11 protein-coding genes are annotated in these 15,343 nt (G+C 66.8%); all 11 read left to right on the top strand.

Features of this window, described 5'->3' with window-relative positions:
- The first annotated feature begins 303 nt into the window (after positions 1 to 303).
- The 11 genes from raiA to AB2385_RS01230 all read left to right on the top strand — a co-directional run bounded on the left by raiA (position 304) and on the right by AB2385_RS01230 (position 15,342).
- Positions 304 to 843, top strand: coding sequence for a ribosome-associated translation inhibitor RaiA (gene raiA, locus AB2385_RS01180; protein ID WP_367653076.1), 540 nt, complete (start codon positions 304 to 306; stop codon positions 841 to 843).
- Between the two features lie 64 nt (positions 844 to 907).
- Complete coding sequence (locus tag AB2385_RS01185) at positions 908 to 2,020, top strand: hypothetical protein (protein ID WP_367653077.1); 1,113 nt, start codon at positions 908 to 910, stop codon at positions 2,018 to 2,020.
- Between the two features lie 193 nt (positions 2,021 to 2,213).
- The gene (secA, locus tag AB2385_RS01190) at positions 2,214 to 4,925 is read left to right on the top strand and encodes a preprotein translocase subunit SecA (RefSeq protein ID WP_367653078.1); all 2,712 of its coding nucleotides are present in this window, start codon (positions 2,214 to 2,216) and stop codon (positions 4,923 to 4,925) included.
- A gap of 182 nt (positions 4,926 to 5,107) precedes the next feature.
- A complete protein-coding gene (ftsH, locus tag AB2385_RS01195) occupies positions 5,108 to 6,874 on the top strand; it encodes an ATP-dependent zinc metalloprotease FtsH (protein ID WP_367653079.1) in 1,767 nt (588 codons plus the stop codon).
- Positions 6,875 to 7,063: 189 nt separating this feature from the next.
- Positions 7,064 to 8,572 (top strand): DASS family sodium-coupled anion symporter, encoded by a 1,509-nt coding sequence (locus AB2385_RS01200; RefSeq protein ID WP_367653080.1) that lies wholly within the window; start codon positions 7,064 to 7,066, stop codon positions 8,570 to 8,572.
- Positions 8,573 to 8,787: 215 nt separating this feature from the next.
- Complete coding sequence (locus tag AB2385_RS01205) at positions 8,788 to 10,443, top strand: ABC transporter substrate-binding protein (RefSeq protein ID WP_367653081.1); 1,656 nt, start codon at positions 8,788 to 8,790, stop codon at positions 10,441 to 10,443.
- Between the two features lie 62 nt (positions 10,444 to 10,505).
- Positions 10,506 to 11,432, top strand: coding sequence for an ABC transporter permease (locus AB2385_RS01210; RefSeq protein WP_367653082.1), 927 nt, complete (start codon positions 10,506 to 10,508; stop codon positions 11,430 to 11,432).
- Between the two features lie 16 nt (positions 11,433 to 11,448).
- Complete coding sequence (locus tag AB2385_RS01215; protein WP_367653083.1) at positions 11,449 to 12,357, top strand: ABC transporter permease; 909 nt, start codon at positions 11,449 to 11,451, stop codon at positions 12,355 to 12,357.
- Between the two features lie 22 nt (positions 12,358 to 12,379).
- Positions 12,380 to 13,330: a peptidase C39 family protein gene (locus AB2385_RS01220; protein ID WP_367653084.1), complete on the top strand. Its 951-nt coding sequence runs from the start codon at positions 12,380 to 12,382 to the stop codon at positions 13,328 to 13,330.
- Positions 13,331 to 13,374: 44 nt separating this feature from the next.
- Positions 13,375 to 14,523 (top strand): aminotransferase class V-fold PLP-dependent enzyme, encoded by a 1,149-nt coding sequence (locus tag AB2385_RS01225; protein WP_367653085.1) that lies wholly within the window; start codon positions 13,375 to 13,377, stop codon positions 14,521 to 14,523.
- 372 nt (positions 14,524 to 14,895) lie between these two features.
- Positions 14,896 to 15,342 (top strand): cation:proton antiporter regulatory subunit, encoded by a 447-nt coding sequence (locus AB2385_RS01230; RefSeq protein WP_367653086.1) that lies wholly within the window; start codon positions 14,896 to 14,898, stop codon positions 15,340 to 15,342.
- Position 15,343: the final 1 nt, after the last annotated feature.

Consider the following 15,343-nt stretch of genomic DNA (forward strand, 5'->3'; position numbering starts at 1 on the left):
GCCAGGTTCGTTCGCTATAATGTTCGGCGGCCACGCGGGACCCGCCTGCACGCGTCCACAATGTTATCCCCACGCGCGAACCTTGTGCAAATGGTTATCAACAAGCTTATCCCCAAAATCCACAGCCAGGATAGGCACACCTTGTGCATAATCTGTCCCCGCCTGGGGATGAAGCAGCGCCCGGGGCAGACAATGTGTGAAGGGGCGTTCCACCCAGCAGGGAATCGGCCTCGCGGAGGGGAAGAAAGTCATAACCCTGAGGGGGGTCCGGCAGGGCCTGTCGAAAAGGGAGGAGTTGGCGCTATGCAAGTTGCGGTACGTGGCAAGAACATCGAGATCACCAGAGCGCTTCGCGAGTATCTCGAGAAGAAGCTGGGCAAGATCGAGAAGTTCGTGGATCACCCGATTCAGGCGCAGGTAAACCTGTATGTGGAACGGGGGCGCCACATCGTCGAGGTTACTGCCGAGGTGAACGGGCTCATCCTGCGGGGTGAGGAGGCCACCAACGACATGTACGCCTCCATCGACCTCGTTGCCGACAAGCTGGAGAAGCAACTGCAGCGGTATCGTTCCCGGCTCCGCCGGCGTTCGGCCCCCGGTGCGGAGGCCGAGGCGCAGATGGCTGCGGCGTCCGAGGGTGAGGAAGCGGTCGCCGAGGTCGACGGCAAGGTCGTGAAGGTCAAGCGCTTCCCGGTGAAGCCCGTCACCGTCGACGAGGCCATCCTGCAGATGGACCTCCTCTCGCACGACTTCTTCGTATTCGTCAATAGTGAGACCGGAACCGTCAACGTACTCTACCGCCGCCACGACGGCAACTACGGGCTCCTGGAGCCGGAATACTAGTCAGAGGCCACTTCGGCCCCGCCGCCACCAGGCGGCGGGGCTGCGCCATGCAGGAGGCGGAACCGTGCGCACGGCAGCCATTGTCTTCGAGGGCGGGCCCCTGCCCGCGGACGAGCTTCAGGAGCGCATCGCGCAGCTGCGCCACGCGGTGACCCTGGACACCGTGGAGAAGTTGCAGCGGGCCGGGCTCGAGGTGATTCTGGCCACCAACCACCGCGACCTCGCGGAGGCCGCGCACAGCCTGGGTGCCCGCATCTTCGCCACAGAAGCCGCAGGATTTCACTTCGGCCGGGTCCTTGGGCAGGCGGTGCGAGAGTCCGGCGCGGACGCGGTGATCTACCTGAGCGGCGCGGCGCTGCCGCTCATGGCGCTGGAGGAGATCGCCTGGATCTGCCGCGCCCTGGCGCAGGGTGGGCCCACCGTGGTGGTGAACAACGTGCAGTCCGCGGACCTGGTGGCCTGGCATCCCGCCGCTTTCCTCGAGCGGGTAGAACCGCCGGAGAACGACAACCTGCTGGGCTGGAGGCTGCGGGAGGCCGGCATGGAGCGGGTGCTGATCCCGCACTCGGCGGCCATCCACTTCGACCTGGACACGCCGACCGACTACCTGATCCTGGCCCTGAGCGGGCGCGGGGGCCCCAGGGCGCAGGCGGCGCTGCGGATGCTGGCCTGGCCGGACGACCGCCTGCGGGCCGCTGCTGACGTCCTGGCCACCGACCTGCCGGAGGTGGCACTGATCGGCCGCGTGGGTTCCGCCATCATGGAATATTTCAACCGTAACTTGCCGGTGCGGCTGCGAGTCTTATCGGAAGAGCGGGGGATGAAGGCGCTGGGGCGCGAGGCCCGCGGCGAGGTGCGCTCCCTGGTGGGCGACCTGGTGACCGACCTGGGACCCGAGCGCTTCTTCGAGCGGCTGGGCGAGATCTGCGACGCCGCCTTCTTCGACACCCGCGTCCTCTTCGCCAACCGGGGCCGGCGGGTCAGCGAATGGGACCGGTTCCACTCGGACCTCGGGCTGGCGGACCAGATTCGGGACCCCTTCGTGCACCAGTTCACCCGGGCGGCGGTGAACTGCCGGATCCCGGTGGTGCTGGGCGGCCATTCCGTCGTCGCCGGCGGGCTGTGGGTGCTGGCCGACCGGGCCATCGCCGCGCGGGGCGGACCTGCGGTCCCGTAGCCGGGTGTCGTCATACTGTTCCGAACTTCCCCATCAACTTCCGTTGCTAGTCCAGGCGAGGCATGCTAAAATAACACGGATGTCCGCGCTGGCGCGAACCTACAGCGGGACTTCACGCGTCTATACCGAGGCGGAACAGATTCCAACACCACGGCGCCAGCCCGCTGGCTGCATAGCGAAGAAGGTGTAAGCGTTGGCTTTGAAGATCCTGGAACGCATCTTTGGCGACTACAGTGCGAAGGTCGTCAAGCGCCACCAGAAGACGGTGGCTCTGATCAACAGCCTGGAGCCGCAGATGCAAAAGCTCTCGGACGCTGAACTCGCCCACAAGACGGTCGAGTTCAAGGAGCGGATCGCTCGCGGCGAGACGCTGGAGCAGCTCCTGCCCGAGGCGTTCGCCGTGGTGCGCGAGGCGTCGATCCGCACCACGGGAAGGCGGCCATTCGACGTGCAGCTGATCGGCGGCATCGTGTTGCATGAGGGCAACATCGCCGAGATGAAGACCGGCGAGGGCAAGACGCTGGTGGCGGCCATGCCGCTCTACCTGAACGCGCTGCTGGGCCGCGGCTGCCATCTGGTCACGGTGAACGACTACCTGGCCAAGGTCGGCCGCGACGACATCGGCCGCATCTACAAGTTCCTCGGGCTGAGCTGCGGGCTGATCGTGCACGGCCTCACCTCGGCCGAGCGGCGCCAGGCCTACGCGTGCGACATTACCTACGGTACGAACAACGAGTTCGGTTTCGACTACCTGCGTGACAACATGGCGATGCACCCGCAGGACATGGTGCACCGCGAGTTCTTCTACGCGATCGTGGACGAGGCGGACTCGATCCTGATCGACGAGGCCCGGACCCCGCTGATCATCTCCGGTCCCTCCGGCAAGCCGACGGAGCTGTACTACACCTTTGCCAAGATTGCCGAGCGGCTGCAGCGCGACGTCGACTACGTCGTTGAGGAGAAGGAGAAGCGGGTCGCCCCCACCGAGGAGGGCGTCGCCAAGGTCGAGAAGTGGCTGAACATCGAGCACCTCTATGAGGGCGAGAACCAGCAGCTCGTCCACTACCTCAACAACGCGATCAAGGCCAAGGAGCTCTTCCACCGCGACAAGGACTACGTCGTCAAGGACAACCAGGTGATCATCGTCGACGAGTTCACCGGCCGCCTCATGTTCGGCCGGCGCTGGTCCGACGGTCTGCACCAGGCCATCGAGGCCAAGGAAGGCTGCAAGATCGAGGAAGAGACCCAGACCCTGGCCACCATCACCTTCCAGAACTACTTCCGTATGTACAAGAAGCTCGCGGGCATGACGGGCACCGCGCTCACGGAGGAAGAGGAGTTCCGGAAGATCTACGGGCTCGATGTGATCGCCATCCCCACCAACAAGCCGATGATCCGCATCGACCACCCCGACATCGTATACAAGACGATGCGGGCGAAGTTCAAGGCCGTGGCCGACGACGTGGAGGAGCGGCACAAGCGGGGCCAGCCGGTGCTGGTCGGCACCGTTTCGATCGAGAAGTCGGAGTACCTGTCGCAGATCCTCACCCGCCGGGGCATCCCGCACCAGGTGCTGAACGCCAAGCACCACGAGCGGGAGGCCGAGATCGTCGCCCAGGCGGGCCGTTTCGGCGCCGTTACGATTGCGACGAACATGGCCGGCCGCGGCACCGACATCCTGCTGGGCGGCAACCCCGACTTCGCGGCGCGCCAGCGCATGCGGGCCGAGGGGTACTCGCCGGAGTTGATCGTCGCCGCGACGGACATCATCCCGTCGGAGGACCCCGAGGTGCAGGCCGCCCGGGAGGTCTACCTGAAGTACCTGAAGGAAGAAGAGGAGAAGTGCGCCAAGGACGCGGAGAAGGTGCGCGCCGTCGGCGGCCTCTGCGTCATCGGCACCGAGCGGCACGAGGCCCGGCGCATCGATAACCAGCTGCGCGGCCGCGCCGGCCGTCAGGGCGACCCGGGCGAGTCCCGCTTCTACGTGTCGCTGGAGGACGACCTGATGCGCCTCTTCGGCGGCGAGATGGTCGCCAACCTGATGAACAAGCTGGGCATCGAAGAGGACGTGCCCATCGACAGCCCGATGGTCTCCCGGGCCATCGAGAGCGCCCAGAAGAAGGTCGAGGCCCGCAACTTCGACATCCGCAAGCACGTGCTCCAGTACGATGACGTGATGAACACGCAGCGCGAGCTGATCTACAAGCAGCGGCGCCAGATCCTGGAGGGCCACGACACCCGCGAGGTGGCCATGGACGCGATCGCCGCGACGGCGGAGTCGATCGTGGAGGAGGGCGTGCCGGAGGGCGTCTACTTCGAGGAGTGGAATCCCGAGGTTCTGGTGGCCCTGGCCGAGGATGTCGGCATTCCCAAGGGCTACGTGAAGGTGGAAGACCTGAAGGCGGCCGTCGAGGGCGTCCGCAGGGAGCAGGAAGGCCGGAAGAACCTGGCCGAGGTCATCAAGCAGGCGGCCATCCGGGCGTACGAGGAGAAGGAGCAGCGGCTCGGCCCCGAGATGATGCGGCGGCTGGAGCGCTTCCTCATCCTGCGCACCGTGGACGAGAAGTGGATGGACCACCTCGACGCCATGGACGACCTGCGGGAAGGCGTGGGCTTGCGGGCTTACGGCCAGCGGGACCCGCTCATCGAGTACAAGATGGAAGCGATGGAGATGTTCAACCACATGATCCGCTCCATCCAGCGGGATGTGGTGCGGAACCTCTTCATCATCGAGGTGGCGCGGGAGCCGCAGCGGCCGCGCATCATGATCGAGTCGGGCAGCCAGGGTGCGGAGCCCCGGCAGCCGGTCCGGGCGCAGGGCAAGAAGGTTGGCCGCAACGACCCCTGCCCGTGCGGTTCGGGCAAGAAGTACAAGTTCTGCTGCGGGCGGGCGGCGAACGCCTGACAGCCGGGGCAGCGTACCGGCCGGATGGGCGGAGGTCAGCGTTCAGTCTGACCTCCGCCCTTCGCCAGACCCGGCCGCGCGGCTAGTTTTTAACGACAATATATTGTTCCTCTCAGGACTATCTCAGGATCGCGCGGTATTTTGATAGCAGGACCACCCAAATGACAAAGGGGGCATCGGCGATGGGTAGCGACTCGAGATCGCGCGACACGACAAAGCGTATCCTGCTGGCCCTTTTTGTCGTCTGGCTCCTGCAGTTCCTGTTCATGCCGCCGCTGAACAACCGCCAGAACGAGATCAGCTACTCGGCCTTCCTGGACGCCCTGGAACAGGGGCAGGTCGCCGAGGTGCTGGTCGTCGACCGGACGGTCACGGGCAAGCTGCACAGCGGCGAGACGTTCAAGACCATCCTGCCTCCGGAGACGCCCGACCTGGCGGACCGGCTCGCAGCCGCGGGTGTGGAGCAGCGATACAAGGAGGCCACCCAGCCCTGGTGGCTGGCCCTGCTGCCCACGGTGATCTGGCTGGCAGCCATGATCGGCCTGGTCGTGTGGATGCAGAAGCGGCAGGCCGGGGCCGTGGGCCTGGCCCGGGGTACGGTGAAGCCCATCGCCCCCGGCGAGGCGACCGTCACCTTCGCTGACGTGGCCGGGGTGGACGAGGTGAAGGGCGACCTGGAAGAGGTGGTCGACTACCTCAAGAACCCCGAGAAGTACAAGGCCATCGGTGCTCGCATCCCAAAGGGGGTGCTGCTCTACGGGCCGCCCGGGACGGGCAAGACCCTGCTGGCCCGGGCGGTGGCCGGCGAGGCCGGCGTGCCGTTTTTCGCCCTGAGCGGTTCCAGCTTCGTCGAGCTGTTTGTGGGCATGGGTGCCTCCCGGGTGCGCGAGCTGTTCGCACAGGCACGCAAGAACGCGCCCTGCATCGTGTTCATCGACGAGATCGACGCCGTGGGGCGCCACCGCGGCAGCAGTGCCATCGTCGGCGGCCACGACGAGCGGGAGCAGACCCTGAACCAGCTGCTCACCGAGATGGACGGGTTCGGCGCCTACGAGGGCGTGATCGTGATGGCCGCCACCAACCGGCCTGACGTGCTGGATAAGGCCCTGCTGCGGCCGGGCCGTTTCGACCGGCAGGTGCCGGTGGGCCTGCCCGACGCCGCCGGCCGGGAGGCCATCCTCAAGGTCCACGCCAGAGGGAAGCGGCTGGCTCCCTCGGTGGACCTGGCGGCCATCGCCAAGCGGACCCCCGGCTTCACCGGGGCCGACCTGGCGAACCTGCTCAACGAGGCGGCCATCCTGGCGGTGCGGAGGGGTCGCGAGGAGATCACCATGAGCGAGATCGACGAGGCCATCGACCGGGTGGTGGCCGGCGGACCCGCCCGCAAGGGCCGCGTGATGCGGCCGGAGGAGAAGCGGCGCGTGGCCGTCCACGAGGCCGGCCACGCCCTGGTGGCCACCCTGACGCCCGGGGCCGACCCGGTACAGAAGGTGACCATCATCCCCCGGGGCCGGGCGGGCGGCTTCACGCTGACCGCACCGGAAGAGGAACAGATGCTCTACACCCGGTCGGAGCTGGAGGCCCGGCTGAAGATGCTGCTGGGCGGCCTCTGCGCCGAGGAGGTGTTGATGGGCGAGCGGTCCACAGGCGCCCAGGACGACCTGAAGCGGGCGACCCAGCTGGCCCGGGAGATGATCTCCCGCTATGGCATGGGCGAGTCCGTGGGCCTGATGACCGTGCCGGACACCGACTGGCCCGAGGTACAGAGCGTCTCGCAGGAGTCGGCTGCCGCCATCGAGCGGGAGGTGCGTTCGCTCCTGTCGCAGATGTACCAGGAGACCCGCCAACTGCTGGAGGAGAACCGGGACAAGCTGATGGCGCTGGCCGGCACGCTGGCCGACCGCGAGACCATCGATGGCGAGGAGGTCCGCCGGATCCTCTGCGCCTGAGCATCAGAAGACTAAGGTAGATGTATCGCCCCGGGCGCTGCCGGGAAAGGTAGCGCCCGGGGCACGTTTTTGCTTGAAGTTCGAATTTACGGGAGCGGGAGGATTGACAGATAGGAGTGGCCACCGTAAACTTGGGCCTAACAGATTTGATTATGTGCTAGTTTACCATGCGAAAGGAGAGGAGAACTCGTGGCCACGGCGCCTAGCTCCCGGCCCGGGCCTGACCTGGAGGAGCGTCATGGCTATTCGTTGGGCCAGAAGGTCGGCCTGGTTCTGGGACCGGTTCTGTTCTTGCTCATCTCCCTGTTCTTCCGGCCCGCCAACCTGAGCAAGGAGGGCGTGGCTGCGCTGGCCGCGACGGCCTGGATTGCCGCCTGGTGGGTCACGGAGGCCCTGCCTTTCGCCGCCACCAGCCTGCTGCCCATGATCCTGTTCCCGGTCCTGGGCCTCGGTTCGGTCAAAGATGTCCTGGCCCCCTATGCCGATCCCACGATCTTCCTCTTCCTCGGCGGCTTCGTCATCGCTGTGGCCATCGAGCGCTGGCACCTGCACCGGCGCATCGCGCTCGGCATCATCAACCGGGTGGGGACTGGGCCACGGCGGCTGGTGCTGGGCTTCATGCTGGCCACCGGTGGGATTTCGGTCTTCATCTCCAACAGCGCCACGGCGATGATGATGCTGCCCATCGGCCTGGCGGTGGTCAAGCAGATCTCGGAGCTGCAGGGAACAACCGGCGAGGGCGGCGAGGTGCCCCGGACGAACTTCGCGGCCCTGATCATGCTCGCCATCGCCTACGCCGCGTCCATCGGCGGCGTCGGGTCCGTCATCGGCTCGCCGCCCAATGCCATCATGGTGGGCATGGCCTCCAAGGCCGCGGGGGTAGAGATCACCTTCCTGGACTACATGCTGGTGGGGCTTCCCGTGGCGCTGGTGTACACCTTCGTCGCCTGGTGGATCATGCTGAAGATCATGCCGCCCGAGTCTACGGAAATCCCCGGCAGCCGTGAGTTCATCCGCCAGCAGCTGGCGGCCCTCGGGCCGATGACCCGGGAGGAGCGGCGAGTGCTTGTCGTCTTCGCCATCACCGCCCTGCTCTGGATCATCTACCCCTTCGTCCTGAAGGGCGTGATCCCGGGTATCGGCGACACCATGGTGGCCATCTTCGGCGCCCTGCTCCTCTTCCTGATCCCCACCGGGCGCCAGCGCGGCCAGTTCCTGCTCGATGAGAAGGCCTTCGCCAAGATCCCGTGGGGCGTGCTGCTGCTCTTCGGCGCCGGCTTCTCCATCGCCAGCGTCTTCGAGAGCACCGGCGTGGCCGAGTGGCTCGCCGGGTACCTTGCCGCCCTGGAGGGGGTGCACTACTTCGTCGTCGTCCTGGCCGTGGCGACGATGCTGGTGTTCCTGACCGAGATCACGTCCAACTCGGCCATCGCGACGATCTTCATGCCGATCATGGCGAGCCTCGGCGCCGCGCTGGGCGTCTCGCCCGTCGCCCTGATGATGGTGGCGGCGCAGGGTTCGACGCTGGCCTTCATGATGCCGGTGGGCACCCCGCCCAACGCCATCGCCTTCAGCACGGGCTACGTGACCATGCAGCAGATGATCAAGGTCGGCTTCTTCCTCAACCTGGCTTCCATCATCACGATCACCCTGTTCGGCTACTTCTGGATCCCCCTGATCTGGGCCCGGTTCATGTAGGGCCGCACGCCGCGGCGCCGCCTCGGCTCAGACCTGGCAGGATTCGACCAGCCGCCCCGGGCCTTGCCCGGGGCTCGTTTTTTTGCAAATTCGACGTCTGTTCGCCGGAGGCGAGAGGATTATAGAGGAATTTCAGTGAATATTTTCTAATCCACTGGCACGGCGAGCACCCGCATCAGGTCCTCGCCGGAGTGCGAAAAAGGGGAGGCGATTGGATGAAGGGGAGGCCCTTGCGACTCACCGCCGCAGTGCTGGCCGCGGCCGTGCTCCTGGCGGCCTGCTCGAAGTCGACCGAGACCCGCGGAGGCGGCGAGCAGGTCGTCGACCAGGGCGGCGGCTCCTCCAGCGGCGAGTCCCAGGTGCGGCGCGGGCCGAACGGAGAGGTGTACGGCGGGGTTTACCGCATGGCGGTGGGGGCGGAGCCGGCCGGCATTGACCCGCACATCGACACAACGCTCTTCACCTACCGCCTGGCGCGCAACATCTTCAGCACCCTGGTTCGCTACAAGGGCGAGACGCTGGAACTGGAGCCCGAGCTCCTGGCCGAGATGCCCACCATCTCCGCGGACGGCCGCACGTACTCCTTCCGCCTGAAGGAGGGGGTGAAGTTCCACAATGGCGCCACCCTCACCGCCCACGACGTGAAGTACACCTTCGAGCGCTTGCTCACGCCGGCCACGAGGGCGGCCAACACCTGGGTGCTGCAGGACGTGGTGGGCGCCGACGAGATGCTGAACGGCACTGCCACGGAGCTCGCCGGGTTCAGGGTGACCGGCGACTACACCTTCGAGATCACCCTGAAGCAGCCGTTCGGACCCTTCCTCTACTACCTGGCCACCGCCCCGGCCTCTATCTACCCGGCCGAGTACGCCCGGGAGATGGGTGACGACTTCGCCCGCAAACCCGTGGGCACCGGTCCCTTCCGGCTGAAGGAGTGGCGGGAGAACGAGCTCCTGGTTCTGGAGCGGAACCCGGACTTCTTCGAGGAAGGCTACCCGTTCCTGGACGCCATCGAGTACCGGGTGATCGCCGACGAGTCCACCCGCTGGCTGGAGTTCGAGGCGGGCAACCTCGACGACAACGACATCCCCACGGTGGAGTGGGTGAACGCCACCCAGTCCGGCCGGTGGAAGCTGTGGGAGACCACCACCCTCAACACCTATTACCTCTCGCTCCAGCTGGAGATGGTGCCCGACAGGCGGGTGCGTGAGGCGATCTCGCTGGCGATCGACCGGCAGAAGATCATCGACACCATCCACAACGGCACCGGCACTCCGGCCATCGGCTTCACCTCACCCGGCATCGTGGGTGCGCTCACCGAAGCCCCGGGCTTCCCCTACGACCCCGAACGGGCGCGGCAGCTGATCCGGGAGGCCGGGGCCGAGGGCATGACCATCGTCTCGTGGCAGCGGGACGGCGACAAGGTGTCTGACACCAACCTGGCGATCCAGCAGATGCTGGCCGATGTGGGCCTCAACTACGAGGTGGAAATCCGCGACTCGGCCACCTTCCGGGAGGCCAGGGCCAACGGCGAGATCATGGCCAACCAGGGCAACTGGTACGCCGACTACCCCGACCCCGACAACTACCTCTGGACTTACTTCCACTCCTCCAGCTCCCGCAGCATGTCGGTGGCGATGAACGACCCGGAGGCGGACCGGATCCTCGAGGAGGCCCGCGTCAGCACCGACCAGGCGGCCCGCATCAAGGCCTACCAGGACCTGGAGCGGCGGTTGCTCTATGAGGAGTACGCCATCATTCCGCTCTGGCACCTGAAGTCCTACTTCGTCAGCCAGCCCTACGTCCACGGGTTCCAGCTGAACCCGGTCTTCGTTTACGACTACAAGACGGTCTGGAAAGACGTGAACTAAGTGCCCATCAGGCGGAGGGGACCGCTCCGGCCGGTCCCCTCCCAGATGGCCTGCGAGGGGAGATGCCCGTGCTCGCCTTCGTCGTGCGTCGCCTCCTGCAGGGGGTTCCCGTCCTCCTGGGGGTGAGCCTCATCACCTTCATCCTGATGCACGTGGTGCCGGGCGACCCGGTCACCGCCGCTTTCGAGAAGCGGGCCGACCCCGAGACCATCGCCCGCATCCGCCGCGAACTGGGGCTCGACCGGCCGCTGCCGGTGCAGTACGCCGACTTCCTGGTGAAGGCCCTCCAGGGCGACCTGGGCCGTTCGTTCCAGACCCGCCAGCCGGTGGCCGAGATGATCGCCGGCGCCATGCCGGCCACGATGAAGCTCACGCTGTCGGCGGTGGTGGTCACGGTGGCGATCGGCGTGCCCATCGGCATTCTCTCGGCGCTCCACCGGGGGTCGACCGTGGACTACGTGGCGATGGTGACGGCGCTGTCGTTCATCTCGGCGCCGGTGTTCTGGGTGGCCATGGTCGCCCAGCTGCTGTTCGGCCACCGCTGGGGCCTCCTGCCCATCTCCGGCTTCGACACGCCGCTGCACCTGGTGCTGCCGGCTACGGTGCTGGGCACCCGCTACGCCGCTTCAGTGGCCCGCTACACCCGCTCCTCCATGCTGGACGTGATCGGACAGGACTTCATCCGCACCGCCTGGGCGAAGGGGCTGAGCGGCCGGGTGGTCATCTTCAAGCACGCACTGAAAAACGCCCTCATTCCGGTGGTGACGGTGATCGGCATGGAGATCGGGGGGCTGCTCACCGGCTCGATTCTCACCGAATCGGTCTTCGGCATCCCCGGGCTGGGGTTGGTGACCATCCGCGGTCTCAGCACCATGGACTTCCCGGTGATCCAGGCGACGGTGCTGCTGACGGCGGTGATCTTCGTGGTGATGAACATCATCGTCGACATCAGCTATTCGCTCCTGGACCCCCGCATTCGAATGAGCTGAGGGAGGAACAGGCCCGATGGCCATAGCAATACGGCAGGCGGATCCCGCACCGCTCGGTGCGCTGCAGCGGGAGCGGACCGTGTGGCAGCGCCTGCGGCAGCACAGGCTGGCCATGGCGGGGCTGGTCTTCATCGTGGTCCTTATCGCCCTTGCCGTTCTGGCGCCGGTAGTGGCGCCCGCGGATCCCAACAAGCAGGACCTGTTCGCCCGGCTGGCGCCGCCGGGCACGCCCTTCGACGAGCTGGGGGAGGGCCGCTACTGGCTGGGCGCGGACCAGCTGGGGCGCGACGTGCTTTCCCGCGTGATCTACGGCGCCCGGATCTCGCTCCTGGTGGGCTTCGTGGCCGAGGGGATCGTGCTGCTGATCGGGGTGACGCTGGGGGCGCTGGCGGGCTACTACGGCGGCCGGGTCGACCGGGCGATCATGCGCACGGCCGACGTGCTCTTCGCCTTCCCGGACCTGCTCTTTGCCATCGCCGTCACCTTTGCCCTGGGCGGGGGGCTCATGAGCCTCTTCATCGCACTTTCGGTGGTGGGCTGGGCCGGGATGGCCCGGTTGACTCGCAGCCAGGTGCTGGCGCTGAAGGAGCGCGACTTTGTGGAGGGCGCCCGCGCAGTGGGGGCGGGGGACCGGCGCGTGCTCTTCCGGCACATCCTGCCCAACGCCGCGGGGCCCATCATCGTGGCGGCCACGCTGGGCATCCCCGGCGCGATCATGAGCGAGGCGTCGCTGAGCTACCTGGGGCTGGGCGTGCAGCCGCCCACGCCCACCTGGGGGGCGATGATCTACGAGGGGCGCGTGTACCTGCGGCACGCCCCCTGGATGTCGCTCGCCCCGGGCGCGATGATCATGCTGACGGTGCTGGCCTTCAACCTGCTGGGCGACGGCCTGCGCGACGCGTTTGACCCGCGATCCAGACGGTGAAACGGGGGAGGAATCGAGGACTGTGGCACTCTACCCGGTGGAGTCCTTCCACGCCGGTGTACACGAAGGCACCCGCCCCACGGCGGCGGGAATGGCGGGTGACGGCACCTGGACCGGGCCGGCCCTGGCGGTTGCCCCTTTCGACTGGGCGGTGGCTTCGTGGAACGGCAGCGGCGAGGGGATTGAGGTGCAGCTGCGGGTCCGCAGCGACGGGGTTTGGTCACCCTGGTTCAGCTTCGGTCGCTGGTCCGCCGCCGGCCCGCGGGCCTCGGTTCCGGGGCAGGAGCACCCGCCGTTCGGCCGGCTGGAGACCGACACCCTTCACCTCGACCGCTCGGCCGATGCCTGCCAGTTCCGGGTGCACCTGCGGCGGGCTGAACTCCGGCGGCTCTGGCTGGCCGCGGCGGTGACCGCGGAGCGGTCGGAGGATCCGCCGTACACCCCGGCCTGGGGTGTGGACCTGGATGTGCCTGCGCGGTCGCAGATGGTCTATCCCGGCGGGCGCGTGTGGTGCAGCCCCGTCTCCCTGGCGATGGTGATGGCCTACTACGGCCACCACGAGTCCATTCCGGAGGAGACGGTGCCCGGCGTCTACGACGCGGCCTATGACGGACACGGCAACTGGCCCTTCAACACGGCCTACGCCGCGACAAGGGGCTTTGTGGCCCACGTCGACCGCTTCGGCGGCTTTGCCGACCTGGAGCGCCACATCGCACAGGGCCGCCCCATCATCGCGTCGGTAGCCTACGACCGGACCTGGCTGCCCAACGCGCCCATCGCCCGCACAGCCGGGCACATCCTGGTGGTTCGCGGTTTCACACCGGAGGGAGACGTGATCGTCAACGACCCCGCGGCGGCGGAGGACGGCACCGTGCGGCGGGTCTACCGCCGGAACCTGTTCCGGCGGGCCTGGCTGGACCGGAGCGGCGTGGTCTACGTGATTCGGCCTTTGGCCACTCACGACCGGCTGTAGTACAATTATTTGTGTTGCGATACAGACACCCGGGAGGTGCAGCAGTGGACAAGCTCAGCGAAATCCGCGCCCAGGTTCCGGCGGTGCAGTCCCAGGTCTACCTGAACACCGGTACGGCCGGCCCGCTGCCCGAGCCGGTACGCGCCGCCATGGCCGAGTCGCTGGCCGCCCAGGTCTCCGGCGGACGGATCGCGTCGGAGTACTACGTGAAACTGAGCCGGCTGAAGGCCGAGATTCGTGCCCGGCACGCCACCATGCTGGGTTGCGAGCCCGACGAGATCGCCCTCACCCAGAACACCACCGACGGCATGAACCTGGTGACCCTGGGCGTGAACTGGCAGCCCGGCGACGAGGCGATCACTACCAACCTCGAGCACGCCGGCGCGCTCTTCCCGCTCTTTGCGGCCCGGGCGAGGTTCGGCATCACCATCAAGATCGCCGACGTGCTGGAGCGGCCGGAGGAGGCCGCGGCGGTGATCGAGCGGCTGATCACCCCGCGCACGAAGCTGATCGCGGTCTCGCACGTGTCGTTTATCACGGGGGCGGTGCTGCCGGTGAAAGAGATCGCCGAGGTGGCCCACCGGCACGGCGTGCTGGTGCTGGTGGACGGTGCCCAGTCCTTCGGCGCCATCCCCGTGAACGTGAAGGAACTGGGCGTGGACTTCTACGCCGTGACGAGCCAGAAGTGGCTCTGCGGGCCCGAGGGCGCCGGCGCCCTCTACGCCTCCCGGGCGGCCGTCTCGCAGGTGCAGATCACGTTCGCCGGCTACAACACGGCCCAGGCCTACGACATGTACGCGGGCCTGCTGCCCAAGGGCAACGCCCAGAAGTTCGAGCAGGGCACGCTGCAGCCGGCGACGCTGGCCGGGCACCTGGCCGCGCTGCGCTGGCTGACGGACGAGGTGGGGGCGGACTGGGCCTACAGCCGCATCCGCAGCCTCGCCGCCGCCGCCCGGGCGTTGCTGGCCGAGGTGCCGGGTGTTACGGTGCTCACCCCGGCGGAGACGGCCGGGCTGGTCTCTTTCCAGGTGGAGGCGAATGCCGACGCGGTGCTGAAGGCGCTGACCGGCCAGAAAATCCTCATCCGCACGGTGCCCCACCCGCGCAGCCTCCGGCTCTCCACGGGCTTCTACAATACCGAGGAGGAACTGGAACAATTGGCCGCGGCTCTTCGGCCGCTGGCTCGCGCCTGAGCGAAAGAGGGGCCGCTCCACGGAAGGGGAGCGGCCCACGGTCGCTTTTCGGCGGCCTCCGCGCAGGCCGTAGTCGATCACGGACCCGATGCCTGGATGTGGCGGCGAAAAAACTGGCGCCGGTGCAAACCAAAAGGGCTGTTTCTGCAGTCGTTGTAGTGGAGTCTCGTCAGCTGGAAACCGCTCCCCGGTTCGGTTGGGGCCGTCCACGCGCTGATTCACATAATTGTGGTATGTTCGTGCGGTGGACTGTGAAATTGGTCTCATGGTAGCATAGACCCGTTAGCTGCCCTGGCAGCATTTCGGAGAGGAGGATGGTTCATGCCTACCATCCGGGAGTCTGACCTCCCTGGAATTGGGCGTAAGTTTCAGATGGATGCGCGCAGCGGCGACAAGATCGTCGTGATCGTTCAGGACGACGGCCAGCGTGCGATCTACCATTTCCACTACGAGGATCCCGACGAGCCGATTTCTATGGTGACGCTGGACGATGCCGAGGCCCGGCAGCTGGCCGCCATCATCGGCGGTCTGGCATATCAACCCAAGTACCTGGAGAACCTGGACATCGACGTCAACGACCTGATGATCAAGTGGTACAAGGTGGAACCGAGCTCCCCCGTGGTGGGCAAGCTCATCGGAGAACTGGAGGTGCGGAAGACCACAGGCGCTTCGATTATCGCCATCATCAACGAGGACAAGACCAAGCGCATTAACCCAGGTCCCGAAGAAATGCTCAAGGCCGGTCAGACCCTGGTGGTGGCGGGCGAGCGACGTCAGGTAAAGGCATTTGAGCGATTCCTGGCAGGGGAAAGTCGGTAGC

The sequence above is a fragment of the Symbiobacterium sp. genome (genome assembly GCF_040797425.1).
In the GTDB taxonomy this organism is placed as follows: domain Bacteria; phylum Bacillota; class Sulfobacillia; order Symbiobacteriales; family Symbiobacteriaceae; genus Symbiobacterium.

What these genes read in the sequence shown, in the direction of transcription:
- raiA (WP_367653076.1), top strand. Translation starts at nt 304, where the DNA reads ATGCAAGTTGCGGTACGTGGCAAGAACATCGAGATCACCAGAGCGCTT.
- ftsH (WP_367653079.1), top strand. Translation starts at nt 5,108, where the DNA reads ATGGGTAGCGACTCGAGATCGCGCGACACGACAAAGCGTATCCTGCTG.
- AB2385_RS01205 (WP_367653081.1), top strand. Translation starts at nt 8,788, where the DNA reads ATGAAGGGGAGGCCCTTGCGACTCACCGCCGCAGTGCTGGCCGCGGCC.
- AB2385_RS01210 (WP_367653082.1), top strand. Translation starts at nt 10,506, where the DNA reads ATGCCCGTGCTCGCCTTCGTCGTGCGTCGCCTCCTGCAGGGGGTTCCC.
- AB2385_RS01215 (WP_367653083.1), top strand. Translation starts at nt 11,449, where the DNA reads ATGGCCATAGCAATACGGCAGGCGGATCCCGCACCGCTCGGTGCGCTG.
- AB2385_RS01230 (WP_367653086.1), top strand. Translation starts at nt 14,896, where the DNA reads ATGGATGCGCGCAGCGGCGACAAGATCGTCGTGATCGTTCAGGACGAC.